Source organism: Vibrio sp. R10-SG3-ISO10, from assembly GCF_059834185.1.
The window spans coordinates 18322-44526 of sequence record NZ_JCBDHG010000011.1; the positions used below are offsets into that span (position 1 = coordinate 18322).

A 26205-nucleotide genomic window follows, 5' to 3' on the forward strand; every position below is an offset into this window, starting at 1 on the left:
GTTATTAAAGATCGACGACAATGGTTTTCGTGGTTTTACTTCCGCTATCATCCATAACGGTCATTTTCACTTCATGTTTTCCATAGCTCGGGAAAATCTTAGTAAAAATACGTCCACGTTTGACTTTACCATTTGGTAAAACCCACTCAGTGTCAACGATACGACCATCAGGGTCGTGGCTTGTTGACCACATGGTTACCCAACGGCCGAGGTGAATGTATTTCGCGTTAGCAACAGGCAACACATTTGGAGCAACCACTTCTACTGTTTGACTACTTGTGTGGCTAGCACCATGGTTGTCAGTAACCGTAAGTGAAACAGTGTAAGAGCCAGAGTCCGAATACTGCCATTTAGGGGCTGCGTCTGTACTGGTTTCGCCGTTACCAAACTCCCATAGGTAAGCAGAGATCTCACCATCTGAGTCAACACTAGAGTTCAATGCAGTAACATCGAGACCGTTTACTGTAAGCTCAAAGATCGAAACAGGGGGTAGATTAGGTTGCTGAACTTTTGAAAGTTTAATCACACCGTATTTGTTTGAAGGATCTTGCTCGATAACTTCAATGGCTACACCAAATTCAGTCAACAAACGACCTGAATCAGGTGCCCCTGGGTTGGAATAATCTTGGTCATCCGAAAATGAACTGTTGGCAATTAGGCTGACATCTTCCAGTACATCTCCATCAGCATTTACAAGTCGCATAGTGGCTTGGTCTTGAAGTGAGAATGCCGCGTCGCGAACTTGATAGCGGGTCTGTGCTGCTGTACCTGATTTATCCCAAACCATTGCATTTTGGTCAGCATCGACAACGCCAAGCCAGCCTTCACCCGGGTGTTTACCTACCGCATTGTCTGTCATCGACTCATCAACGTACCAAACGATCAGTCCTGGCTCAAAAGACATCATCTGGCCGAAACGTTTGATGTTCTTGAGCCCTTCATCCACGTCTGCATGGCTACGCCACTGGAGTAGATAGTAGTGCGGGGCTTCATTGAAGCCATCATTTAAACGGTATCCATTAAGGGTGAAAGTAGATTGTGATTCTGCGTTGTCGAGAGAAGAAAGTGTGCCATCAACATCTAAAGCAATGTTGTCTACATGAAGACCTTCCATCGCTAGGCCACCATCCGTCACGTAGTCGAAACCAAGGTTAACTTGTTGTCCGGCCCATTGTGTGAGATCGAATTCAGCGTCAACCCAGCCTTTCGAGTCGCCAGCGATAGCAGGAACTAAACCTGTGCTGTTAGGATCTTCATTTGTTGTGATATTGCCTGCAATCGGTTGGCCGTTGATAAGCACACGGGCAAAGTCGTAGTCCTTTTCAATCTGATACCAAGCTTTAAAAGTTAGCGTGATTTTGGAAGCAGCTGGCAACGTTACTTTTCGTTCCATGCTGTTTTTAAGATCGTCACCTTTACCGCTATGGAAGCCGAATTTGCCTTCAAAAGGTGCAAGTCCTGCAGTACGTTTAAGAGGCAGGTCAACGCGAACCATGTTGGGTTTGTCGTTGTCAATTGTTTGATGCAGCTTGATTTCAAGTGGCTTATTCTCGAGATCACTTAGAGTTACCACATCATTGGCCACCCAACGACCGCCAATAGAAGCCTGAAGGAACTGTTTAGCCCAAGAGCTGAATGCGGTTGGTTGTGTGCCGCCAATTTTACCTGCCCAGCTGCCTGAAGACATGATAGACCAATACGAAACAGGCTCTCCTTTACCTGTGTATTGAGTATCGTACTCATCTGGTAATCCCAAATCGTGACCGTACTCATGTGCGCAAACACCAGCAGCAGCGTCGATAGGCTGAATCGTATAGTCAAATGCGGCGTATTGTCCGTTGAATCGACCAGGTACGGTGCTAGAAGTACCAGACAAGACGTGATACTTACCTAGATTGTATCGGTGAGACCATATCGCATCGGCTCCGAGTACACCACCACCAGCTTCTTCGCCCACTGACGCATGGAAAACCATCAAATGATCGATTACACCATCGGGTTCGCGGAAGTTGCCATCACCGTCGTAGTCATAGCGATCTTCAATGTCATAGTCGGCTAGATTAATGGTTGGGTCATTCGCAAGTTGGTTAAGTGCTTCACGAACCAACTCCTGCGCATTTTGGTCATTGTCTGTAGTAGGGGAGTTACCTCCATAAAACGAGGCATTATTTTTGGCCCGATACCAACCAGCGGCTTGACCAGAAACACTGTAGCTATCACCAGATTCTTGTTCGTAATACTGGCGCATCGAAATGAAATTCTCACCATTTGGCCCAGTGTAGCCGCTATCAGAGAACAGAAGCTCTTGATAGTGGCTTGGCTCGTATCGGTCATAGAGCATTTCTGTATGCTCTTTCGTGAGCCTATTTTCATCCCAAGGTAAATCCGGAAAGTCCACCAATACGGCTAAAACTTTGTCCGTTCTTTTGTTGTTAGCATCGAACGAAAAGACGTGAGCTCTTCGCAAGCCTTTATCAAACTCAATTGACTTAAGGATTTTGGCACGTTGTTCCAACGCTTTCTTGCCAAATTGCGCGTCGCCCTTAAATCCTCGGTTTAGTTTTCCATCGATAAACTTATCTAGCGCTATTTGACGCTCTTCTATAGAAGCATCGGGATTAAGTTTCCCTTGGGCAACAAGCATTTCAATGACTTTGTCTTCATTAATGACACCCAGATCGATCGGAGTCTGAGCGTTACCACTTGTGCTAAATAGAGTGAACACTGCTGATGCCAACAGTGATTTCCTCATCATTTTCATTATATTTCCTTATTAATTTTTATTGCCAACAATCTGCCAAATAGCAGACACAACGACGCTGTTAGCACCAATAATCGAGCACCTAAAGTTTGGTGCGAGATATTAGCTAACGGGAGTATCGTTATTCTTTTGCTGAAATACAGTCGGTACTTTTTTTGTCAGAAGGATCTTCTTTATGGGATTGCTTTGAGGTTTTAGAAAATTTCTGAGAGAGATATATTTGTAATGACTCTTGCTTTTCAATTTCGCTTTGGTCTTCACAAATTATACCTTGTTTGATAAGTGATTCTAGCAGTCGCTCGTCATCAATGCCGCCTGAGATTGCGGATGAACAAACTAGAATTAATAACCCACTGACTGATTTCATATTATTATTTATAACGCTGTGTTTTGTAACAAAATATAATTAATTTAACCCAAATGTAACTGTGTGGGATCTCATTGGTGGGTCTATGTCTTCTTATCAACATAAAAAGTGAATATAAAATAAAGGCTCTATTAACAAATTAATCGTATATATATTCTATTGAAAGGAATAAATAACTGGTAAATATGTAAGTTACATATTTACAGAACAGATTCGGACCATATATCTAGGGGGGGGGATATTAGTGTGCATTAAATTAGTGAATTAGACTTTACTTAGTTATTTTGTCTAAATTTTGAAACACAAATATTTAAAAGTTTGAAGTTGCATTCGTACTGTAAATTATACGCTTTGATTTTAGGGGTATAAGAAAGGCTTATAGCCACATAAAGCTAGTTTATTTCATTATTGTCGATAGATTTAATACCATCAATCCTTGTCATTTCCCCTATTGGTCAAACCTTGTGCGTGAATTAAGTGTCTTCCTGAGACTTTGCCTTATTTTTTCGGCAACCTTCTGTTTTAATACCAGTGCAAACCAAATTGAGTATCGATACAACTTGCGCGGACAGTTGGTGAGTGAAAAGGGGACTGGTGAGAGTAACTATCACAACCTAGATGCTCTGGGAAATCGTTTAAGTATCTTACATGGTTACGATGGTTCGCGATTAAGTAGCCCTGTTCTAAATGCACCCGTCGATGGGGCGGTATTCAATTTCAGTCAGCCTGTCTTGTTCTCATGGGAAGCCGTCACCGGTGCTGCCTCTTATGACTTGTGGTTTGGAAAAGACCAATCGAATCTCAAGCAGTTTAAAACGGGTATCAAAGACACTCAGATAATGGTCGAGTTGAATCATATTGTAGATAGCCAGCCCAGATACTGGAAAGTCATTGCGAACAATGGTCATGGCATAAGCAGTGCCAGTAATAATAGTACGTTCTCTGCATTAGATAGTGATAGTGATCTGCTCCCCGATCATATTGAAGAGAGCCTCTGCACCTCTTCTCAACACTCCGATAGCGATGGCGATGGTCTTGCTGACAACCAAGAAATACGCTTTGGCGAATCAATCGTAACGACCTCTTTCCCTTGTCTTCAAGATGGTGATTTCGACGGAATCGAAGATGCCTACGAAGTAAAAGTGGGAACCGATCCCATGGTGGTAGACAGCTTCCGTGGTGACGCTTGGTTGGGATATGTAGATTGGATTGCGCAAAAACATCAACAGCAGCAAGTCGAGGTGATTTCTAAACCACGAGTGCTCGATGTACGCCAAAGTGATGGCTACGCCATTTCAGGTATTGTGCCCAATGAAGAAGCGTTGAGTTTAACGTATTGGATTAAGTACTCTCATAGCGACACTAAACAAACCATGGGTAGTCATGACGATAATGATCGCCGATTTTATCTAGGAATTAATGAGAGTAACCAGATAAGCTTCGGGGTTGGCAACAAATCGAGGATGCTCAAAGGAGAAATTATCGCAGCCGAGCAATGGACCCACTTTGCAATGACTTACGCCAATCGTAAAGCTGAGCTATACATCAACGGTCAGTTGAAAGATACCCTAGAAGGGATAACCTTCAAGCAAGCGAGCCAGTATGCGCTTTGGTTCGGTACTCGGCACCATAAACGAGCTTGGAAACCGGAAAGTATCGAAGGAATAGTTGATAACCTCAGTGTTTGGAATATAGCACTGTCGCATCAAGATGTTGTAAAGAGTATGTTTACTCTCACCAGCATAACCAATCCCAATTTGATTGCTTATTACGATTTTAATCACAGCCGCGGCGAATGGGTTCAAAATAAAGTAACGAACAAGTTTGACTTGAAACTTGCGGCAGGTGCAGAGCTGTCAGCAGAAGAAGACTATCTCGATACAGACAGCGATGGACTCGCCGATACATTTGAACAGGCTCTGTGTACTAATAGCGATAATCCCGACAGCGACGGCGATGGGGTTTCCGACGGTGAAGAATTTGGTATTGAATCCCGAATCGGCGCTATATCCAATGCCTGTCAAGTGGATAGTGACAATGATGGTATTCCAGATGACTACGAATATAAGTTGGGAATGAATCCATCGGTAAATGATGTTCTGAAACTTGACTCTGAGACAGGAGAAACGTATTGGCAAGGTTATGTATCGCATTCGGAAAGTGTTGATAGCAATCTTGATGTTATTGTCCAAGACAGGCATTTTGACGTAACGGACAATCAGGCCTATGCCATTACCGGACATACGAATAACCGTGAAGACTTCACGTTAATGTATTGGTTCAAACCTAAGATGCTATCAGAGCAATATTCTGGTTTTTCGGGCTCAGGTCGGCATAAACTCGCATTGGGAATAGATAGAGATAGGGCAATCGAAGGCAAGTATAATACGTTCTCCAGTGCTTTTTCTGTTTACAACAGTAAGTCAATTGTCCCAAATCATTGGCAGCATTTTTCTTTGAGCTGGAACTCCGCTACTAACCATTTTCAAGTTTACTTAAATGGCGAGTTGGCCTACAGCGGTACCGTACCGTCTTGGTTCAATCGAGAAGAGACCCTTGCTTTATGGGTTGGTGCCCTGAATGCATCAAGTGAGCCAAAGCACTATATGAATGGTGTAATCGATGATGTTCAGCTTTGGAATCACTCGTTAGCTCAACACCAAATTCGCCGCTATATGACCGAGCCTCCGGAGGGGAAAGAGGAAGGATTAGTCGCTTATTATGACTTTGCTAGGTCTCGTGGAGCGTGGGTTTACAACAAAGCGAGTGCTAAATTTGACTTGAAGTTGACGGATAAGACACGGTTGAAGCCTGCTGAACTAGTAAAAGATAGTGATGGCGACGGGCTCTCGGATGCCTTTGAGTCGGGACTATGCCTTGATCCTAATCAGCCGGATACAGATAACGATGGCCTACCGGATAGACAAGAGCTCGTGCCAGCCAACGGATTAAAATCGACCAACCCCTGTTCGATAGATACCGACAATGATGGTATTGACGATAAGTTTGAACAAGAACATGGGTTTGACCCAACTCTCCATGATGTTAACCAAGTGTCGCCGCAGAGAAACATCACTAATTGGCAATTCTATGCGACTCGTCGTAAAGAACAACTATTGACCCAAGGCCAAACGGTTGAAAGCGTTAGTGGCGAGCTTAACGTATCGGGTAACCTAGGTTATGCGGTTTCGGGTATCTCGTTTGACAAGTACCAACAGCAAGCGACCTTAATGTATTGGATTAAACCTGATAAGTCAGATTTGGCGCAGTACAGTGGCGTAAAGAAAGATACCTATAGAGGACACTATTTAGGTATCGACAAACTCAACAAGCCCTTTGCTCGCTCTTGGGGTCAGAAATTAGAAACTAGCGCTACAGTAAAAAATGATATCTGGACGCATATATCGTTGGTTATCTCTGATAACACCAAAAAACTCTATGTTAATGGCCAGCTAGAACAAGTGGTTAGCATTAACGACTATTTAGGTAGCGACGCAGCTTCGACCTACGCTATGTGGTTTGGTGCGGTCAATTATCTTGGCGAAGACTCGTTTCACCAAAGTGGTCAGATAGATGATATTCAACTTTGGAGCAAGCCACTTTCTCAGCAGGACATAATCAACTATATGCGCAAGCGTCCCGAGAAAAGCGACAAAAGCTTAGTTGCTTGGTATGACTTTTCCCAGTACCTAGGTAGTTGGGTAAAAAATGCAGCGACTGATACCTATGATCTTAAGTTGGTTAAAGGAGCGCATATTATTGAATCGGAGCAATCTAGCGATAGCGATAGAGATGGATTGAGTGACGAGTTTGAAACCACCTATTGTACAGACCCTGAGAAAAGTGACAGCGATGGCGATGGTCTGAATGACGGGCAAGAAATCAATGTTGGTGTGATTATCAACGGTCAAAAAGTGACGACAGATCCATGCACCTCAGATACCGATAATGATGGCATCGACGATGCGTTTGAAGTTATCAATAGCATGAATCCAGCATTAGCCGATGGTCATATTGTTGATGCTCAAGGTCAGCAGACACATTGGGAACGCTTTATAGAAGAACTTAACCGAAGTGATGAGTTTCAATCGGTCAGTGAGCAAAACGAACCTGGAGTTTTAGACGTCGAAGGTTCAGAAGGGTATGCCATTACAGGTTACTACCCGACAACAGACCCAGTCACAATTATGTTTTGGTATAAACCCAATGAAAAACTTTTTGTTTACGATCATTCGCTCTCTGGGGTGACAGATGTGAGCAATAGCTCGTCATTTGCGTTGGGTCATAGTATGTATGGTACGTTGTATAGAACCGGTAGCTATAGCGAGATAGCTTATCACCATGAATTAGTTAATGAGCAGTGGAACCATATCGCATTGACTATTGGCAGTGAGTTCACAACGCTTTATGTCAATGGGCAGCAAGCACTGCTACGTAAGAGCACTCTAGAAACGATTGGTTACCCTTTGTACTTAGGCGCGGCCAATTTAGAAGGGCTGGCTGGGCGTCATATGAATGGCAAACTGGATAACGTCATAAAGTGGAAACGTGAACTCACTCGTGAAGAAGTCCGCCGCTTTATGATCACGCCGCCGAATCCTGAGTCAGACAGTACCTTGGAATGGCTGTATCGCTTTGACCACACTAAAAATGGTTGGGTTAAGAATGAGGTGACAAACCTTTACGATCTGAAACTTGTTCACGGCGCGAAAATTTCAGCAGAGCGTCCAGTTGTTGATTTAGATAAGGATGGTCTGGATGACAAGTTAGAAATAGCCAGTTGCTTAGATGCTACACGATCTGACACCGATGGAGATGGCTTGTTAGATGGGCAAGAGTATGGCGTAAACTCAAACTACTCAACGATTACTGACCCCTGCTTGGTAGATACCGACCTCGACAATATTCCTGATAGTTTTGAACTTGAGCACCAGACTAATCCCTTAATCGCGGACTCTGGGCGTATGGCTAATTCGGCAGACGAGCAAAACAATTGGCAAGCTTATGCAAACTCACAAGTCAAAGAGCTGCCTCAAGCGTCTCAGATGAATGCAAAACGCGCTTTACAACTTAGTGATAATAGTGGCTACGCGATTAGTAATCACTTTTTTGACTCCCACGATATGACGTTAATGTTCTGGGGGCAGTATCAGGCAAAGGGCCAGCAGTGGCTGGGAAACATGGACACGCACAAGCTAGGTTTTTCTCATGGTGATGTGACGTTCGGCGACAAGCATAGTCAGAGGTTTGAGCCTCGAAATCTATCTGAGAATGGTTGGGTTCATCTAACTCTAATTCTTTCAAACAGTGGTAAGACCCAGCTCTATGTCAATGGCCTAAAGGTGGATGAAAAATATCCACATAGAGCAGAGTTGTCTAATGCATGGGCGACCTATATTGGTGCTGTAAACGATAATGGTATAGCAAAGGAGTATATGGAGGGCTTGGTCGACAATGTTGGTATTTGGAATCGCGCAATCAGTCCTTCGGAAATCTATCAGTATATGTTTACCGCGCCGGCGCCTAGTGATGAAGGCCTAGCAGCATGGTACGACTTTACTCAGTCAAAAGGCGATTGGGTCATGAATCTGGCTACAGGTGAATACGATCTAAAATTAACTCATGGTGCCCACTTAGTAGCGGAACCGAGCGACGAAGACAGTGATGGTGATGGGTTGGTTGACCGATTAGAGTTGGCATTTTGTACTGATGGTTTATCCGCTGATAGCGATGGTGACGGGATCAGTGATGGTGATGAACTGTCAGTGGGTAAACCATTTATTCTTATTACCAACCCTTGTGATCCTGACAGTGATAATGATGGCCTAACTGACGATTTTGAACGTTCTCATGGCAGTGACGGCTTAATTGCAGATGCCAACTTCGACAGCAATGGCAACGGCATCTCCAATTGGGATGAATACCGGAAAACACAAACGGCACATTTGCCTGAGACATCGGTGGAGTCCGGAAGTTTATCGCTTAGCAAAGGTTATGCGATCACTCCTTTCTTCCCCAAAAGCAACAACTCCACCTTTATGTACTGGTTTAAATCAGACGGTTTAGATTCTCAGCTGTCAGGTGTAAGCGAAAACAGCGAGCAACATTATTATGCCGGTGTCCAGTATGCGCAGAGAAAGTTTGCTTGGGGCGAAGATAGAACAAGTGGTTATTCTTTTAACGAACCAGAATATTCTGTCGATGAGTGGAACCATCTCGCGTTGGTAATAAGTGATGAGCAGATAAAGTTATTTATTAACGGGGTACTTATAACTAAAAATCCTCGTGCATGGTCAAGCATCACGGAACCTTTTAACCATGCATTGTGGTTAGGTGCATTGAATAAACAAGGTCAGGGTTCTGATTACTTTAACGGTTTTATAGACAACGTGCAGATTTGGGATAAAGCGCTCTCCGATAATGAGATAAAGACTTATATGGCCTTAACACCTGATAAGGGCGCTGAAGATTTGCATGCGATGTACAATTTTAGTTCTATAAAAGGTAATTGGGTCAAGAATATAGCTAGGGATGAGTATGATCTACTGCTCTTAGGGGAGACTCATATCGAAAGCCTCCAAGTTCAAGACTCTGACGGGGATTCCATTCCGGATTTTGTTGAAAATCATATCTGCACAGATTTTCATAATTCAGATACTGATGGGGATGGACGCTCTGATGCGGAAGAGCTAAAAGGTGCAACTTCTCCCTGCTCTCAAGAGAGCAATTAAAGTGAGTCGTAGGGGGTACACACCACCTAAACATAAGCAACTAAACTGGAACTGTTCCCTTTTAAAAACAACAAGTAACCAATCCAATTAAGGAAATATTGATGCTTTTGGCTATTTTTGTCGCGCTTGCTATTGTCGTTCTTGCGCTACTTCAATCATGCGCGCCAGCAATGGAACCACCTACAGGACCGTTAGGGGTATCTGACAGTGCTTACCAGAAAAGTCACTCTCATCGTGGTGGGACTAGTAACAACGAAGAAGATTGTTATACCTCAAGAGGCGCGCCGATTTGGCATTTTGATTTCAACAACCTCAACCTAGTCGTTCAAGATACGCCAATATGGATAGATTCAGCTTACGGGCCAAGTATTGAGTTTACCCTTACCTACAATGCACTAGGAAAAGAAGACAAACAAAGCTCGGTAGGGTCGCGTTGGAAACACAGTTACGCTGATTACGTTTCTAAACCAAAAGATTCCAGTTCATTAGTACTGGTGTCAGGTACTGGACGTGTCGATGAATACCAACAAGTCGGAACCAACTATATCTTGAACTCGCAGTCGCTGCTCTCGGGAGAAGCGACACTATTGCCTCGTCTGAGTGTTGAAGAAGACGTGATCAAAGCAACATATGTTGATGGTAGCTACAAAACGTTTACTCAGGTTAAAAATGGCGACTACCGATTAAGTTCTGTGGTCGATCAAAGTGGTAACGGGCTTAAGTTTGCCTACCAAGACAACCAGCTAATGAGTGTGACTAACGCACTAGATCAAACCCTTACTCTTAGTTATAACCAGGCCAAGCAAGTTGTCTCAGTGACAGGTCCAACAGGCTATAAAGCTCATTTCGATTACAACCAGAAAGGTGAGCTAATCTCGCTAGAGGACATGCAAGGGTACTCAGCGCAGATTACTTACGATGATATGGGGATAATCTCATCGTTAACGGATGCCAAAGGAACAACAAAGTTCATCGTTGAACTCGGGAAACCAGACTCTAGTCGAATTGACGAGTATCCTGCGTTTGGCGACCCGATGGGGATGAGTAGTCGAATGACGGTCGTGAACCCCTTGGGTTTCAAAGAAGAGTTTTTTTACAATTCGCAAACCGGTAAAGCGTGGTACGTTTCGCCACAGCACTACGTCGATTACGTAGATGTCAATGTCAACAATAGTCAGCCTGACGTTCCCAAAACTGTTTACGATTATCAGCGGTACTCCAAAGGTTATTCTCGCGTTCAACAGGTTACTAGCCCGGATGGCACATGGACTCGTTTCGAATACGACCAAAATCGTAATCTATCCAAAACTGTTTATTCAGATGGTAATTCCGTCAAGTATCGCAACAACTCGTTTGGTAAAGTCGTGGAGTTTATTGATACGCTTAATAACAGTACGATTTATGTTTACGATGATCGTCAAAACTTAATTAAAGCGGTTACGCCGACAGGCGAAAAGGGTTTTGAATACAGCCAAACTAACTTACTGATTGGTGCTACTAATTTAAACGGAGCTAAAACTCGCTACAAATACAACGACCAAGGGCAGTTATTGCAAGTAACGGATGCTGACGGTAATGTTGTCGACTTTAGTTACTCATCTGGGCGACTCGAATCGATTGTTAGTCAGGGTAAAGCGTTGGCTTCATATCAATATGATGAGCTAGGGCGTGTAACCCAAGTTACTGATATACATGGTAAAGCCACACAGTACCGTTATGACCGAATTAACCAACTCACTCATGTCAGCGAAGAGGGTTCTCGTGATACAGAGATTGTTTATGGGAGTTGTCCTCGCCTTTTAGAGAGCGAAACTCTTCCGGGAGGTCGAGCTTACCAATATCAGTATAATTCAGCCAAGCAACTGGTTGCTATCGTTGATCCTATGCAAGGTGTGACACGAATAGAGCGTGATGCTTCTGGGCGTATTGAAGTGTTAATCGACGCCAATCAAAACAAAACCGAATTTGAATACAACTCGGTTGGCCAGCTGACAACCAAGCGTTATGCCGATGGTAGTGAAATCACACACGACTATCAGCAAGGTTATGTTCGCAGTACAACTAACGCCCGTGGCATCACCAAGTCGTTTCATTACAACGACAAAAAACAACTGACTCGCGTCAGTTACAGTGATGCGACGCCTGAGGTTTCCTACCAATACGACACATTGGGCCGATTGAGCTCAGTATCTGATGCTCAAGGTACGACGGGTTATCACTATTATCCCGATGGTCGACTTAAGCGTATCGATGGCCCGTGGCAGGACGATACCATAGAGCTAGAGTTTGATAAGCTCAACCGTTTTTCAGCAGTCACGTTAAACGGTCTTAACTTTGGCAAGTATCAGTACGATACATTTGGGCGTTTGACCAGTGTATCAGCGTTAGAGCAAGTGTTTGAACTCACTTACGACGATACACCGCAAAATGTAGCCAGTCGTTTGACGTACCCCAACGGTATGGAACAGGTATTAAGTTTTGACGACATTGGTGATATCTCCAAATTGGAGTATCGAAAAGGTGAGAAGACTGTCGGTAACTTTGTTTTCGGTTTTGACGTTGCAGGTAAACTCACCCAATTAGAGTCTAGCGAGTTACTTCCTCTAGAGAGACCACAAGTACAAGCCACGTACAATTCGCTTAACCAGATTTCCTCGTGGGATGGTGATAGCAAGGCTTTTATTTACGATGCAGACGGGAATTTAAGTCAAGGCTTATTATCAGGTGAGACTCCATTTTTCGCAGACTATGACGCTGAAAACAGACTGACCGAGATTCGTTTCGAGAAAAATGGCGCTCAGGTTGAGGAGCGCTTTGAATATGGTCACGATCATTTTCTAAGAGTGTACCAGCGCTTTGAAAACAATATTAAAACCGCAGAGAAACGTTTTGTTCGCTTAGGTCTTATTGAGCTTCAAGAGCGTGACAGCGAAAACAACGTATTAGCAAACAATGTATGGCGACCAGATAGAAAAGGCGGTGTCGCTGGCTTATTAATGCGTCAGCAGAGCCAGCAAAATACTTACTACATGACTAACCATCTTGGTCATGTCTATGGTGTGTTTGACCAGGCCGGAGAAAGACTCAGTCAGCGAGGTTATTCGCCTTACGGTCAAGTAAGTGGCGGTGATTTCGCTCTACAGCCGTTTGGCATGTCGACCAAACGCAGCGATTTTACCAGTGGTATAGTTTACTTTGGTTATCGCTTTTACATGCCCAACTTAGGCCGTTGGCTTAACCGCGATCCACTACAAGAGCAAGGCGGGATTAACCTCTACGCATATGTGAATGGTGACCCGTTAGGGTATGTAGATCCGGATGGGCGCTATTTGTATCCGGTGATAGCTATATTAGCGACTGCTGGTGCGTATGGAATTCTGGATGGCATGCTGGATGCAGGTCAAGACGGCATTGATGCGATGGATTATGGAAGCTCAGCTAGAGATAGTCGGCAAAAAGCTATTGATTGCATGTTCGATAAATCATGCAGTGGAGAGAAGGCTAAGCAGTACTGTGATGACTTCTATGATGATATGCAGAGCCAATACAAGAAAGCAGCTTCAGCTACTTACAACGCAGCAAAATCTGTACCAGGTACAAGCGTGACGGGACCTCTGCCAGGTAGTCAAGTTGATTTAGCTACAGGGTATGTTGTCGGAGAGCTTTTATGAATAAGAAACTAATATCTTTAACTTTCTTTATTTTAATTGGTTATTTATTGAGTTCTGGCTTGGATGATGGGAGGGGTAAGGTTTTATTTCTAAAATTAAAGAGGTTAGTTAGTCAGGATGTCATATTAGATGATGACACTTGCTATATAATATCGAGTGATTGGCTATTGCTTTCGAAAAATGAACGGTCTTATGCATTTATGTATTTAGATAATAAGACTCTGGGTGCTACGATTGCATTTGGAAAGAATATGAGTCAAATACCGGAAGAGAAACGATCGTGGATTAAGCTAGAAGAAGAGATTCGGGGGAAAAAGATATACTTAATTGAGTATAGTTCCAAAATTCACTACTTTTCTGATGTGAATGCTTTTGATGCGTTAATGGTCGTCGACGATAAAGGAGTATTTAATTATCCAATGCCTTTAATCAAAACCAACATTGATGATTGCTCAATTGAAGTAAAAATAGAGGATGAATACTTGTCTTTAAGAAAAACAAGATAAAGGGGTCAGGTCTTGCTTTTTGCTATAGGGCAAAAGACTCTGTCTCCAAATAAGTACACTGTGCTCTTTTCGAGTAACAACTTGAAATGATAGCAAGTAAGGTTCCTTCTTTATTATCTTTCTATAAGCCTAGTTGGGCCGCTGGTGTCTCTATGTGTGGAGGTCGAGGCGTATAATCGATCGGTCAAGGGAGTTGTATGTGAGAAATATTCTGAAAAGCCAAATTAGAATGATGTTAGCTGCAGTGACAGCGTTCGTACTGGTTTTTATGATGTTCCTATTAACTCTAGTAGGGGGTGGTTCGAGTGAGATAGAAGAGTTTGAAATTGTGGAGGTTTATTGTAAGCCAACAATTAGACTTGCTAATGGCGCTGAATCAAACAATGTATGCAGGTTTAAGGGGATGAAAAATGGTGAGAAAATTTCCGGTTATGCGCTACCAGCGTGTGAAATTGATAAGAGCTATATGACTCTTAAAAAAAGTAGCAGCATACTCAATCAGACTCCTAATTATACATTGATATGCCATTGAAATTTAAATAATAGGACTTTGTTTCCAGAAAATGCTAATCGGATCAGTTAATTCTTTTGCCAAAGGGTATAACACCTTGCTTCAGAATAATTAGGTGATGCATCTTTCGAACAAAAAGCCACATGGAGAGCGCATGTTAGGAGGTCTATACTCAAATAGGGTATTGCTTTACGGAGGCAAAGATGAGTATTGCAAACCGATTGGATCGCTATTTGAGTGAACATAACATCCCGTTTGGCACTGTTCGGCATAGCCATAGCCAAAGCTCACTGCAAAGTGGTGTGGCGGCCGGGATTCCTTTAGTTTCTTTAGCTAAGGGGATCGTATTAGAGGATCATGATGGTCATCATATGATGGCTGTATTGCCCGCCAAAAATAAGATTAGCCTTTCAAGGCTTAATGAGGAGTTGAACGCGAGTTTTCACCTTGTCAAAGAGAAGCAACTGTACGAGATGTTTGAAGACTGCGAGAACGGTGCGGTGCCACCAGTTGGGAGCGCATATCATATGTCGATGACGTTTGATGAAGTGTTAACGCGGCAAAACTATGTCTACCTTGAGGCTGGAGACCACGAAACCTTGATTAAGCTTGACCAAGAGTCTTTCCAAAGATTAATGGGTGAAAGTAGAATGATGAGGTTTAGTAGTGAATTGTTTCACTGAGACAGTCACCTAATTCAAAGCCATCGATAACCTCGATGGCTTTGATTTTTATCGGCAGGCGATTATGACCCTAATTAAAATTCAAGTCGATAGACGGTAGTTGTGCCACTAACCTCATTGCCCACAGCGAGTAAATGCTGACCATTACGAGTAAAGTAATGAATTGATTCTGGCCCTAAATCACCAGCCTCAGGGTTGTAGTTTCCATTGGCACAATCGCCGTCATCGACCTCAGTACAGACAGGTTTTGAAAAATCACGGTTGTTCTTGTAATGAAGAAACAGCGGCGAATGTGGGTTGGTCACGTCATAAACCATGATTCCGCCTTGGCGTTCCAAACCGATAAACGCAATTTGGCGTCCATTGATCTCTGCTACTTCAATGGCTTCAGGCTCGACACCTTTATCATCACTTCGGCTATCGGCACTGCTATTGCTGTCGTTACTACTATTTAAGTGCTCAGGCTGTGTAGCATAGACGATATCGGCAAACTGATCGCCGCTGTCAAACACAAGCTGACCATTTTCATCCCAGATAGAAAAAGAGCGCGTACCAAAAGACTGTATGTGCGAATCATCACTCAGCTGACCCTCTGGTTTAATCACTTTTAATCTGCCGAGCTGTTTTTTGTCTTTCAGCGCAGATGACAATGGATGGGATGACGGCACTTTTAGCTTGGCACCTCTGATTTCATCAGAATAGGCGATACAAAAGTCCACCTCAGAGCCATATTTGTCGCTGCCGGAATAGTCATCTCCGTCCCAATTGTAACCCTGGTTCTCACAAGCTTTCTGAGTCGTTTTAAAACCGTATTCCCGCCCATCTCCTTCGTTAGCGCTGATCACGTAAGTTTTACCATCAACCTGATAGCTGTCTATCGAGTCAGGCATATACAACCCGGTAAGCATTGGATAGGACTGAAAATTTCCTATGATTTTATCTTTGTTAGACGCATCGAGCTTATTGTCTGCCCAATGTTTTTCACCTAGACCTTTGATTCGCTCTATTTGTTTGGTGCTGAGATCTATTTTGGCAAGTGCGTTGTTTTCTTGTAGAGCCACGTATAGATAACCATCATCAGAAAAGCTTAGATACTCTGGTTCAAGATCTTGCGCGACGCTAGCGTTAGGGGCAGATATTCTGACGTCATTATCAAGTTCATGATGACGAGGTTGGCCTTGATTAAAGTCACTAAAGCCTATCTGGAACGATTTAGCTTTTCCAAGCCCTTGGCTTAGATCTATAAGCGTGATACTGCCTTCTGGGTCAATCGTATAATCGGAGTTTGGCTCACCTTCATTAGCGGTCGCGATGTATTGGCCGTCTTTTGAAAAAGTAACCATGTCGGGTAGTGCGCCAGTTTCAAATGTGGTAATGAGCTCTAGACTGTCAGCTCGATACAAAGCCACAAGACCATTTTCTTGCTTAACTGCGTTTTCTATCGCAACTGCAAGTAACCCTTCATAGACCGCCACGCTATTCGCAGCGCCAATGCGAATGTTGGCGTGAGAAGCGGCGACATTCAAATCAAGTTCAGTCTTTAGAGAAGGCTGGTTGTTTCCATTGAGTGCAAGTACGTCCACACGTTTAGACTGAGCATTAACGACAAACAATTGATCGGTACAACTATCAAAGGTGACGATCTCAGCGGCCGACGAATCAAACGGACTATTAGACACATAAGACCCAACAAGGGTTAAGCCAGACAAAGAGCTTTCGGAAATTTCGACAGATTGGGTAGGTGAGCATTGAACAGAAACATCGTTGGGTTGTTGAGTTGCACAACCGCTGACAATAATTGCGCTGATAGCGAGTGAAGTGGTTGATAGAGAGCGAGTTAACAAAATATATCCTCCATGAAAAAGTTAGAGAATTCTATGAAGGATATATTTAGTTAGGATGTTGATTTGATGACAGTCTGATAACAGTTATCGGCTTAAAGTTGGGTTGTAACAAAGGGGCAGCGATAACGTTTGGGTTACGAACTTAAAACTGTGAAGAGATCAGCTCTATCAGTTCAGACTCGGTTTCTGGCATTCTTTCTAACTCAACCGCACATGAAGCGCCACCTTTCAGCATGTAAGCACTTGTTGTGCAGTGGTCGTGATGAAACCATTTGCCGTTAATGCAAACGTCAGTGTAGCAGCGAGGGTCTTTTTTTAATTCCATTTGATACTTCCTTGTTAATTCTCCGTTAACACAATAACAACATAACCTTACTAAAATCAGGGTAAAATGATCTGGATCAATTTAAATCCATGACTAGACCAAGGTAGTAGTGATCTCACCTGCAGCAAAAACAAAAGGGGAGCGAAGCTCCCCAAATTTGATTTAATTAGATGTCTGCAAGTGATTGCTAGGCTTGAGCAAATTTGTATGTGCGGTAACCGCCAATGAGGTTTCGCGCTTTGTATCCATTATTCACCAATTGGCGGTAAGAAACGTTACCACGTAACCCAACTTGGCAATAAATGACGATTTCTTTGTCTTTTGGTAACTCAGCCATACGTTGACGTAGTTGATCGACAGGAATGTTGATTGCTCCTTCGATAAATCCAACATTCTCTAGTTCGCTGGGATTGCGAACATCAAGTAACACTTGGTTTTCGCTAAGCGAATCTATTTGATCAAAATGTATCGGGGTAGAGTCACCTTGGATGATGTTTGTGGCGACAAATGCAGCTTGGTTAATCACATCTTTGGCACTGCCGTAAGGTGGCGCATAGGTGAGTTCAAGGTGTTGAAGCTGATCTACTGTCATACCTGCTCGCTGTGCAACCGCCATAACATCAATGCGCTTATCAACACCATCTTTACCGACCGCTTGCGCGCCAAAGATCTTGCCTGTTTTAGGGTCGAACAACATCTTGAATGAGACAATTTCAGCGCCAGGGTAGTAGCTCGCATGGCTTGCTGTGTGCACGTAGACTTTTTCGTAGTCAATGCCTTCACGTTTAAGTTGCTTTTCGTTTTTACCTGTAGATGCCACTGCGAGATCAAAGATCTTACAGATAGCAGTGCCTTGTGTTCCTTGATAGGTTTCTTGACGTCCTAGCATATTGTCGGCAGCCATACGACCTTGACGGTTAGCAGGCCCAGCTAGTGGAACCAGAGTTTGAGCACCTGTGACAAAGTCTTTTTCTTCGACGGCGTCACCAACCGCGTAAATACTTGGATCGCTGGTTTGCATCATCTCATTGGTGTAGATACCACCTAGCTCACCTATTTGAAGTCCTGCTTCTTGAGCTAGCTTGGTTTCTGGACGTACACCAATTGCCATGATCAAAATATCTGTGGTTAAGGTTTCACCATTGTTCAGTGTTAGGTTTAGCTCGCCTTCGATGTGCTGGTGTGCCGCATCTTCCCCTGACTCAAGTGAGGCGATATGTTCGTTCGCAACGTACTCAACCGCTTCAAGGGCAACCCCTAGTTTCAAGTCGATGCCTTTTTGCCTAATTTCAGCATGAGCAAAGCCAGCCATTTCGCGATCGACGGGCGTCATCACTTGGTCGGCCATTTCGATTAAGGTGGTTTTGATTCCCAACTGATGAAAAGCTTCCATCATTTCAAGACCAATAAAGCCTCCGCCAACCACGGTTGCATGTTCAGGCTTGTTCATTTGGATGGTATGAATGATGCGATCCATATCAGGAATGTTACGCAGCGAATGAGTGAGTGGGTTATCGATCCCCTGAATTGGCGGAACCACAGGGCCAGCGCCCGGGCTAATCAATAAAAAGTCGTATCTTTCTGTATACTCGCTGCTATCGATTAGATTTCGTACTGTAACCGTTTTACTGCTGCGCTCAATAGAGATCACTTCATTCATCACACGCACGTCGACATTAAAGCGCGCTAAGAAGCTTTCTGGAGTTTGTAGAAGTAATTTGCTTCGCTCTTGGATGTCACCCCCAATATGGTAAGGAAGGCCACAATTTGCGAACGAAACGAATGGACCTCGTTCAAACATGATAATTTCGGCATCTTCACTTAAACGGCGTGCACGAGCAGCAGCGGAAGCCCCACCAGCTACACCACCAACAATTAAAATCTTAGTCATATCAACCTCTGTTACTTAAACCCAAGCTTCTTTAGTACAACAACCGCAGGGCAGAATCCTGTGAACGCACTCTGAATCAAATTTGCTCCGACGAAAAGTGTCAACCAAACAAAGTTTGAACTGACTGTCATTGTCAGGCCGACTGATAAAATGACCATTCCACCGGCAAGAACTCGAATAGCATTTTCTAGTGTCATAACAAAGTATCCGTTTCATTCATGCACTGTTGGGATTTACTATAGAGTTATAAATTAGCATTGTCTAATGTTAATTTGTCTAAATATTAAAAAGCTAAATTAGCATTGACTAAAGTAGGTTTATAAGTATCATCTAATATAGTTTAGGTATTTGGAGTGATTGTATGAACGTTGAATTTTCTGATTTAAAAGAGATGCAGAGCAATGCAGTAGAAGCCTCCGAATTACTCAAAGTGATGGCTCATCCGGAAAGATTGATGGTGTTGTGTCAATTGACTCAGGGAGAGGTGGGAGTTGGGGAGCTACAGTCGAGTTCTTCTCTTAGTCAGTCTGCGTTTTCCCAGCACCTAACTGTATTGAGAAAACATAACCTAATCAAAGCGCGTAAAGAGTCTCAGCAGGTTTTCTACTCATTGTCTGATCCACGAGTCGAGACCCTAATTCAAACGTTACATTCCGTATTTTGTGGTAAGTAGTTTTAAGGTGATTGAAGAAATGAATATTCCTTGGGATTCCCTAGTTGGGGGAATGTTGCTTGGTATTTCGGCTGTATTACTGCTGCTGATAAACGGCAAAATCGCTGGGATTAGTGGCGTAATCAATGGCTTAATTAGCCCAAAAGAGGGCGATTATTGGTGGCGATTGCTCTTCGCTATTGGATTGATTGCTGGTGGAGTGATTACTGTTTTGTTCACTGGGATTGATGCACCGGATACAAGCAATACCCCAATGATGGGGATTGTATTAGCTGGTCTGCTTGTTGGAGCGGGGACTCGCCTTGCCAATGGTTGTACAAGTGGACACGGGATATGTGGCATAGGACGATTGTCGAAACGTTCAATTGTCGCCACTTCTATCTTTATGTGTGTAGCGGCAGTCACGGTTTACGTGCGACTTCATATACTTGGGTAAGTGACAGATGAAATCGACTGTATTACGTTTAGCTCCGTTATTTAGCGGACTATTGTTTGGTGTAGGAATGACGATGTCAGGTATGATCCAACCACAGAAAGTGGTCGGCTTCCTTGATGTAATGGGTGAATGGGACGCGAGTCTCGCTTTTGTCATGGGTGGCGCTTTGTTGGTGTTTATGCCTTTTTACTGGTTACACATCAAGAAAACCTCTAGGGCGATGGATGGTTCGGTTGTTTCAACCCCTACCCAAACTAACCTTGACGTCAAACTGGTTATTGGCGCGGCCCTGTTCGGATTGGGGTGGGGGATAGCCGGTATATGCCCTGGACCTGCGGTGACAAGTTTGGCGCTTGGCAATAGTGATATATTGTTATTTTTCAGCTCGATGCTTCTAGGTTCGCTATTCATCAAGGCGCTAGATTCATCAACTCAAAAGTCCGTCTCACCGATTAAAGCGAATTAGTGCGTTAGGAGAACAGAATGAATAGAAGTTCAACCAAGGATGGTGTCGTTCATTCGATAATGAACAGCTTCTTTCCGCCCATTATCATTGTTTTTCTATTGGCAGTTGGTGCGGTGTCTCTGTGGCTGACGCCTAAGGAAGAAGATCCTCAAATTGTCGTGCCAATGGCGGATGTGCTGATTGAAGCGCCAGGTTTAAGTGCACAACAAGTTGAAAGACAGGTAACAGAGCCTCTCGAAAAATTGCTCAGCCAAATCGATGGGATTGAGTACGTTTACTCCTCTTCATCAGATGGCGCCGCACAGGTTATTGTTAGATTCTTTGTCGGCGAACCGCGTGAAGAGGCGTTGGTTAAGCTGTATAACAAACTTTACTCCAATCAAGATCATATTCCTCCTTCCGTCACTCGATGGTTGGTAAAGCCCGTCGAAATAGATGATGTGCCTATCGTAGTTGCGGCGCTTTATTCAACTGATCCTAAACAGGTAGATAGGCACGATCTCAAGCGCATAGCAGACCAAGCAACACTTGGCATCAAATCAATTCCATCAACAAACGGTGTTCAAGTGGTCGGTGGGGAATCTAAGCTGATTAGTGTCGAGTTAGATTCTGTTGCGATGGAAAGCTATGGAATTACCTTAAGGGATTTAAACTTTGCATTTGACGTCAGCCACAATAAACAGCAAGCGGGCTCGATTCAGGTTGACGGCAATCGGTATCTCATAGAGTCGGGTCGATTGCTTACCAGTGCTCAGGAGGTCGGTGATCTGGTTGTCGCCGTCGTCAATAACAAACCGGTGTTTTTTCGCGATGTCGCGAAGGTAATTGAGCGCGCAGCGGAGCCTTCCAACGACACTTGGTACATTGATGCGAAACACAAAGTGGAACATCCGGCGGTGTTCATTTCAGTCGCCAAGCAAAAAGGGGCGAATGCGGTAGATGTAGCGAGTCAAACGGTCGAGAAGCTCTATGAGTTGCAACAAAATCAGTTCCCGTCCTCGGTCAAAGTCGACATCATTCGAGACTACGGTAAAACCGCGGATGACAAGGTTTCCAATCTGGTCTCAAGTTTAGCCATTTCAGTGCTGACGGTCGTTGTGTTTGTCGGCCTGTTTTTAAACTGGCGAAGTGCGCTAGTCGTCGGTATTGCGATTCCATTGAGTTACGGCGCGGCATTAGGGCTCGACTTACTGTTTGGTTACACGATCAATCGAGTTACCTTGTTTGCGCTGATTCTGGCTTTGGGTTTGATTGTGGATGACCCCATAGCCAGTATCGACAATATCGAACGATATTTGAAGCGCAAAAATCTGCCTCGCGCAAAGGCAATTGTACTTGCGATGGGAGAAATACGCAGCGCGCTGATAATGTCGACGGTTGCTATTGTCATTGTATTTACGCCAATGTTCTTCATTACAGGGATGATGGGGCCTTATATGGCACCATTGGCTTTTAATGTGCCTGTGAGCGTTGTAGTGAGTACTTTAGTGGCGTTTTTTGTCACGCCTTGGCTTGCTAAAAAGATCCTCAAAGGAGCCGCTTCGTCAGGTCAGTATGATTTTGAGTCATCAACGCTCTATCAGGGTTATGCGCGTTTGCTGACACCGCTGCTTAAAAGCCGTAAAAAAGCGTGGCTATTTCTGACGATTGTCGCGGGCTTGTTTATTGCTGCGGCACTTTTACCGGCAATGCGACTTGTACCACTGAAGCTTTTACCCTACGACAACAAAAATGAATTTCAGTTGGTGTTAAACATGCCTGAATACTCAAGCTTTGTTGATACCTCGAATACGCTACGTGTTTTTTCTGACTATCTAGTGACTGTACCTGAAGTAGAGTCGGTATCTGGCTTTGCGGGTATTGCTTCACCAATGGACTTCAACGGTATGGTTAGACACTACTTTATGCGTAGCCAACCGTATCAAGGCGAGCTACGGATTGTTTTGGCACAAAAAGACCAACGTTCTATGCAGTCACATGAAATAGTGACTCGACTTCGCAGTGATTTAGAACAGATTGCTCATCGTTTTGATGCATCAATTCAGCTTGTCGAAGTTCCCCCGGGGCCTCCGGTTATCGCTACAATTACCGCGGAAGTTTATGGTGAAGATCATACCTCTTACCAAGAGCTAATGCTGGAGGCACAGCGCGTTGCTGAGCGCCTTTCTCTAGAGCCTTTTGTTACAGAAGTTGATACTAGCATTGATGATCAGCTAGAAGCTTGGCAATTTATCGTTGACCAAGAAAAAGCCGCCTTGTCTGGTGTGTCGATACAAGAAGTCAACGAGACAATAGCGGCGGCAAATAACGGTTATGTCATTGGTCAGTTGGGCTCTAATAGAGAAGTAAACCCACTGGCAGTAAAAATTCGTTTACCTCGTGACCAAAGGGATGATCTTGATAGCCTGTTGCGTCTTTATGTTAGGGGGCAAGCGGGTGTAGTGAAGACGCTCAACAATGGCTCGCTGGTTGACGCCCCGCAACCATTGGTACAGTTGGGAGAGATAGGGCGGTTTGAAAAACGCATTGTACATACGCCGATTTATCATAAGAACCTAAAACCTGTTGTTTATGTGTACGCAGAAACTGTGGGTCGAGTGCCCGGTGAAATCATTGCTGATGTCATAGCTGACCAAAATAGGGTGCATGAAAACAACTGGGTTGAATGGAACGAACGTAGTTACCTAAACAACGGTTCAGGTAAGCCCTGGCAGGTTAACGAAGGTATCGACGTAGTCTGGAGTGGAGAAGGCGAGTGGAAAATTACCGTCGATGTGTTTCGAGACTTAGGTATTGCCTATGGCGCAGCACTATTTGGCGTGTTTATCGTTATGCTGATTCAAACAAGTTTACCTGCGGTTGCCGGGATCATCATGCTGGCAATACCTTTAACCGTTATTGGTATCATGCCCGGCTTTTGGCTGCTCAACAGTATGAGTCAAGAGATTAACGGTTATCCAAACCCTGCGTTGTTCACTGCGACCGCCATGATTGGTATGATTGCTCTCGCGGGTATTGTGGTCCGCAACTCACTGGTTTTGATTGAGTTTATTCAGCAATCTCTTGCCAGTGGGGAATCACTACACAAGGCACTAATCCAGTCTGGTGCTGTAAGAATGAGGCCGATACTGCTCACAGCCGGAACAACGCTGTTGGGGAATGTTATTATCACGCTAGACCCAATCTTTAACGGCTTAGCGTGGGCGATCATATTCGGTATCGCAGCCTCAACCATCTTCACTTTAATTGTGATTCCAGTGGTTTATAACCTCGCGTATGAGCGAGTTGAAGGGCATGGTATGCCGATGCATAACAAAGAATCAAAACACCGAGAAAGCAGGAGAGACGACAATGAATAAGAAAACATGGCTGCTTGGTGGATTACTGTTTAGCGGTTTAGCTGTTCTGTTTTTGTATATGGCGGGAGTGTTTACGCCAAAACTGCCTGTAGAGCGCCAAGTCCGTATGATGAGCGCTCCAAGCTTTGATACCGTTAAGCTTGTCGCAAGTGAAGAAACGATAAAAAGAGAGTTTTCAGGGCGTGTGGTTGCTGAGCAAAAAGCGACGGTTGCCTCAAGGTTAACCGCCACCGTCGCCGAAGTTATTGTGAGTGTTGGTGATCAGGTAAAGCAGGGGGATATTCTGATACGCCTAGAAAGCGGGGATCTCGATGCTAAGGTAGAACAGACAGAGCAAGCGCTTGTCTCCGCCCAATCAACGTTAAACAATGCGAGAAAAGAGTATCAACGCGTTAAGGAACTTCTGAACAGAAAGCTTGTGCCTCAGTCTCAATATGACCAAGCAGAGAATCATCTACAAACCTCTCAAGCAGCGTTAATGCAAGCTAAAGCCGCCGTTACTGAGGCAGAAACCACTTTTGGCTATAGTGTTATTACTGCTCCTTTTGATGGCATCATTACTCAGAAAACTGCTCATCAAGGGGATACTGCGACACCGGGCTCCGCCTTGTTATCTATGTATAACCCGCAATCCCTTGTCGTAGAGGCAGATATTGCAGAATCTGTCTTGCCTCATATTGAACTGGGTAAAACACTGGCATTAGATTTACCCACTAATGGCATCATCATAGATTCTACTGTGAGTGAAATTACACCGTCAGCAGACGCTGGCTCTCGTAGCTATCTCATTAAATTAGCGTTTGAAACCGAGAAAGAAGTATACCCAGGTAACTTTGCACGAGTGTCAGTCGAGCTAGGCACACAGCAAGTCGTACGTGTTCCGTTAGAGGCCATCTATCAAGTAGGGCAACTGGATTATGTCAAAGTCGTTCAAGGTGGTGAGGTGCATACACGGTTAGTTCAACTAGGTGAAGATTTCCGTGTACGCAAAGGCCTTAAGGCGGGCGATATCGTGGTACTCAATCCGAGCGATATTTAACTAGTGTAATTGCATGCTCAATGGGCAGTGATCGCTCAGTGTATAATCGAGGACGTCTGACACTGGAAAAACGTTTTGCTCAGGCTTTGTTGCCGTGAGTGCTTCGCTAACAATGATATGATCAATCAATGACCTGAATTGGTGAGTCCTTTTTGGGTTGTTACGCGATTTAACTTTGCACTCAGCCTTGGTCTGTTTTGATGCGAGGCGAGCAGAGGTGCCTTGGGTCATTTCTTTCCATAGCCAGTCGCCTTGGTAACTGAGATTATGGTTAAAATCGCCCAATATAACGTAAGACTCACCATTCGATTCTCGCTCTTTAATCCAAAGATTTAGGTTTTTGCCTTGTTCTTTTAGCGTTTTACAATCGCGACTATTGCGGTAGGCACCAGAGCAACGTGCTTTCAAATGGACAGACAATGCATGGACTGAATTAGCACTGTTTGGGTTTAGCACAATATAAGTCGCAAATCTTAGTTTACTGCTGCTACTGCTATCGAGACGGATATCTTCGCGATTAGAAACGTTTATTCCTTTCTTTACCGCAAATCCTGTGTATTGGTTAATCTCATCAAACTGGTGCTTTCTATTACTCGGTAAACTTCTTTGTGAAAAAAATAATTGATAGTCAGAGCCGATAACGCGCTCTAACGCGATAGGGTCGTTGACCTCTTGAAAGGCGAGAACTTGAGGGGAAATAGAATCAAAATGACGGCTCAAAGCGAGGTAATCATCTTCGTTTCGCTGTGATGAAGAAAACTGCTCAGAAGGTGTGTCGCTCAACCACTCGATATTCCAAGTCGTATAAATGGTGTCGTTGGCACTAGAGTAAAAAGAGAGCAAACATAACAGAGAAACAAAAAGTGACCACTTTTTAGGGGGTAGCATAGGCTTAACTCAATGAAATATATTGCAGCCTTTATGCTACAAGACATCCCAAAA

At 44.0% G+C, this 26205-nt stretch carries 17 protein-coding genes; 10 read left to right on the top strand and 7 right to left on the bottom strand.

Going from position 1 to position 26205, the window contains the following annotated elements; all coding sequences use genetic code 11:
- Nucleotides 1–4: 4 nt before the first annotated feature.
- Together AC6R16_RS04885 and AC6R16_RS04890 are read right to left on the bottom strand one after the other, a co-directional pair.
- A complete protein-coding gene (locus AC6R16_RS04885) occupies nt 5–2761 on the bottom strand; it encodes an immune inhibitor A domain-containing protein (RefSeq protein ID WP_500673761.1) in 2757 nt (918 codons plus the stop codon).
- Nucleotides 2762–2882: 121 nt separating this feature from the next.
- A complete protein-coding gene (locus AC6R16_RS04890) occupies nt 2883–3128 on the bottom strand; it encodes a hypothetical protein (protein ID WP_171323375.1) in 246 nt (81 codons plus the stop codon).
- Nucleotides 3129–3592: 464 nt separating this feature from the next.
- Here AC6R16_RS04890 and AC6R16_RS04895 point away from each other — a divergent pair, with 464 nt between their 5' ends.
- The 5 genes from AC6R16_RS04895 (at nt 3593) to AC6R16_RS04915 (ending at nt 15230) form a co-directional block, all read left to right on the top strand.
- A complete protein-coding gene (locus tag AC6R16_RS04895; protein ID WP_500673762.1) occupies nt 3593–9859 on the top strand; it encodes a LamG-like jellyroll fold domain-containing protein in 6267 nt (2088 codons plus the stop codon).
- 101 nt (nt 9860–9960) lie between these two features.
- A complete protein-coding gene (locus AC6R16_RS04900) occupies nt 9961–13530 on the top strand; it encodes an RHS repeat domain-containing protein (protein ID WP_500673763.1) in 3570 nt (1189 codons plus the stop codon).
- Nucleotides 13527–14036 (top strand): hypothetical protein, encoded by a 510-nt coding sequence (locus AC6R16_RS04905; protein ID WP_500673764.1) that lies wholly within the window; start codon nt 13527–13529, stop codon nt 14034–14036. The genes AC6R16_RS04900 and AC6R16_RS04905 overlap by 4 nt, the downstream gene beginning before the upstream one ends.
- A 199-nt stretch (nt 14037–14235) precedes the next feature.
- A complete protein-coding gene (locus AC6R16_RS04910) occupies nt 14236–14568 on the top strand; it encodes a hypothetical protein (protein ID WP_500673765.1) in 333 nt (110 codons plus the stop codon).
- Between the two features lie 182 nt (nt 14569–14750).
- Entirely contained in the window at nt 14751–15230 is a 480-nt protein-coding gene (locus tag AC6R16_RS04915) for an aminoacyl-tRNA deacylase (protein ID WP_500640954.1), read from the top strand.
- 74 nt (nt 15231–15304) lie between these two features.
- Here AC6R16_RS04915 and AC6R16_RS04920 read toward each other — a convergent pair whose 3' ends face one another.
- From AC6R16_RS04920 to AC6R16_RS04935, 4 genes are all read right to left on the bottom strand, one after another.
- The gene (locus AC6R16_RS04920; RefSeq protein ID WP_500673766.1) at nt 15305–17074 is read right to left on the bottom strand and encodes a choice-of-anchor I family protein; all 1770 of its coding nucleotides are present in this window, start codon (nt 17072–17074) and stop codon (nt 15305–15307) included.
- A gap of 142 nt (nt 17075–17216) precedes the next feature.
- Complete coding sequence (locus tag AC6R16_RS04925) at nt 17217–17399, bottom strand: hypothetical protein (protein ID WP_069669565.1); 183 nt, start codon at nt 17397–17399, stop codon at nt 17217–17219.
- A 187-nt stretch (nt 17400–17586) separates the two neighbouring features.
- A complete protein-coding gene (locus tag AC6R16_RS04930) occupies nt 17587–19290 on the bottom strand; it encodes an FAD-dependent oxidoreductase (protein ID WP_500673767.1) in 1704 nt (567 codons plus the stop codon).
- An 11-nt stretch (nt 19291–19301) separates the two neighbouring features.
- Entirely contained in the window at nt 19302–19487 is a 186-nt protein-coding gene (locus AC6R16_RS04935; protein WP_004743759.1) for a YgaP family membrane protein, read from the bottom strand.
- A 164-nt stretch (nt 19488–19651) separates the two neighbouring features.
- Here AC6R16_RS04935 and AC6R16_RS04940 point away from each other — a divergent pair, with 164 nt between their 5' ends.
- The 5 genes from AC6R16_RS04940 to AC6R16_RS04960 are packed head-to-tail and all read left to right on the top strand — an operon-like array spanning nt 19652 to nt 25263.
- Complete coding sequence (locus AC6R16_RS04940) at nt 19652–19963, top strand: ArsR/SmtB family transcription factor (protein ID WP_171323384.1); 312 nt, start codon at nt 19652–19654, stop codon at nt 19961–19963.
- A 19-nt stretch (nt 19964–19982) separates the two neighbouring features.
- Entirely contained in the window at nt 19983–20399 is a 417-nt protein-coding gene (locus tag AC6R16_RS04945) for a YeeE/YedE family protein (protein ID WP_239855676.1), read from the top strand.
- A 7-nt stretch (nt 20400–20406) separates the two neighbouring features.
- Nucleotides 20407–20865, top strand: coding sequence for a DUF6691 family protein (locus AC6R16_RS04950; protein ID WP_500673768.1), 459 nt, complete (start codon nt 20407–20409; stop codon nt 20863–20865).
- A gap of 17 nt (nt 20866–20882) precedes the next feature.
- Complete coding sequence (locus AC6R16_RS04955) at nt 20883–24224, top strand: efflux RND transporter permease subunit (RefSeq protein WP_500673769.1); 3342 nt, start codon at nt 20883–20885, stop codon at nt 24222–24224.
- Complete coding sequence (locus tag AC6R16_RS04960) at nt 24217–25263, top strand: efflux RND transporter periplasmic adaptor subunit (RefSeq protein ID WP_500673770.1); 1047 nt, start codon at nt 24217–24219, stop codon at nt 25261–25263. The genes AC6R16_RS04955 and AC6R16_RS04960 overlap by 8 nt, the downstream gene beginning before the upstream one ends.
- Here the strand turns inward: AC6R16_RS04960 and AC6R16_RS04965 are convergent, their stop codons facing one another.
- A complete protein-coding gene (locus AC6R16_RS04965) occupies nt 25264–26151 on the bottom strand; it encodes an endonuclease/exonuclease/phosphatase family protein (protein WP_500673771.1) in 888 nt (295 codons plus the stop codon).
- Between the last annotated feature and the right edge of the window lie 54 nt (nt 26152–26205).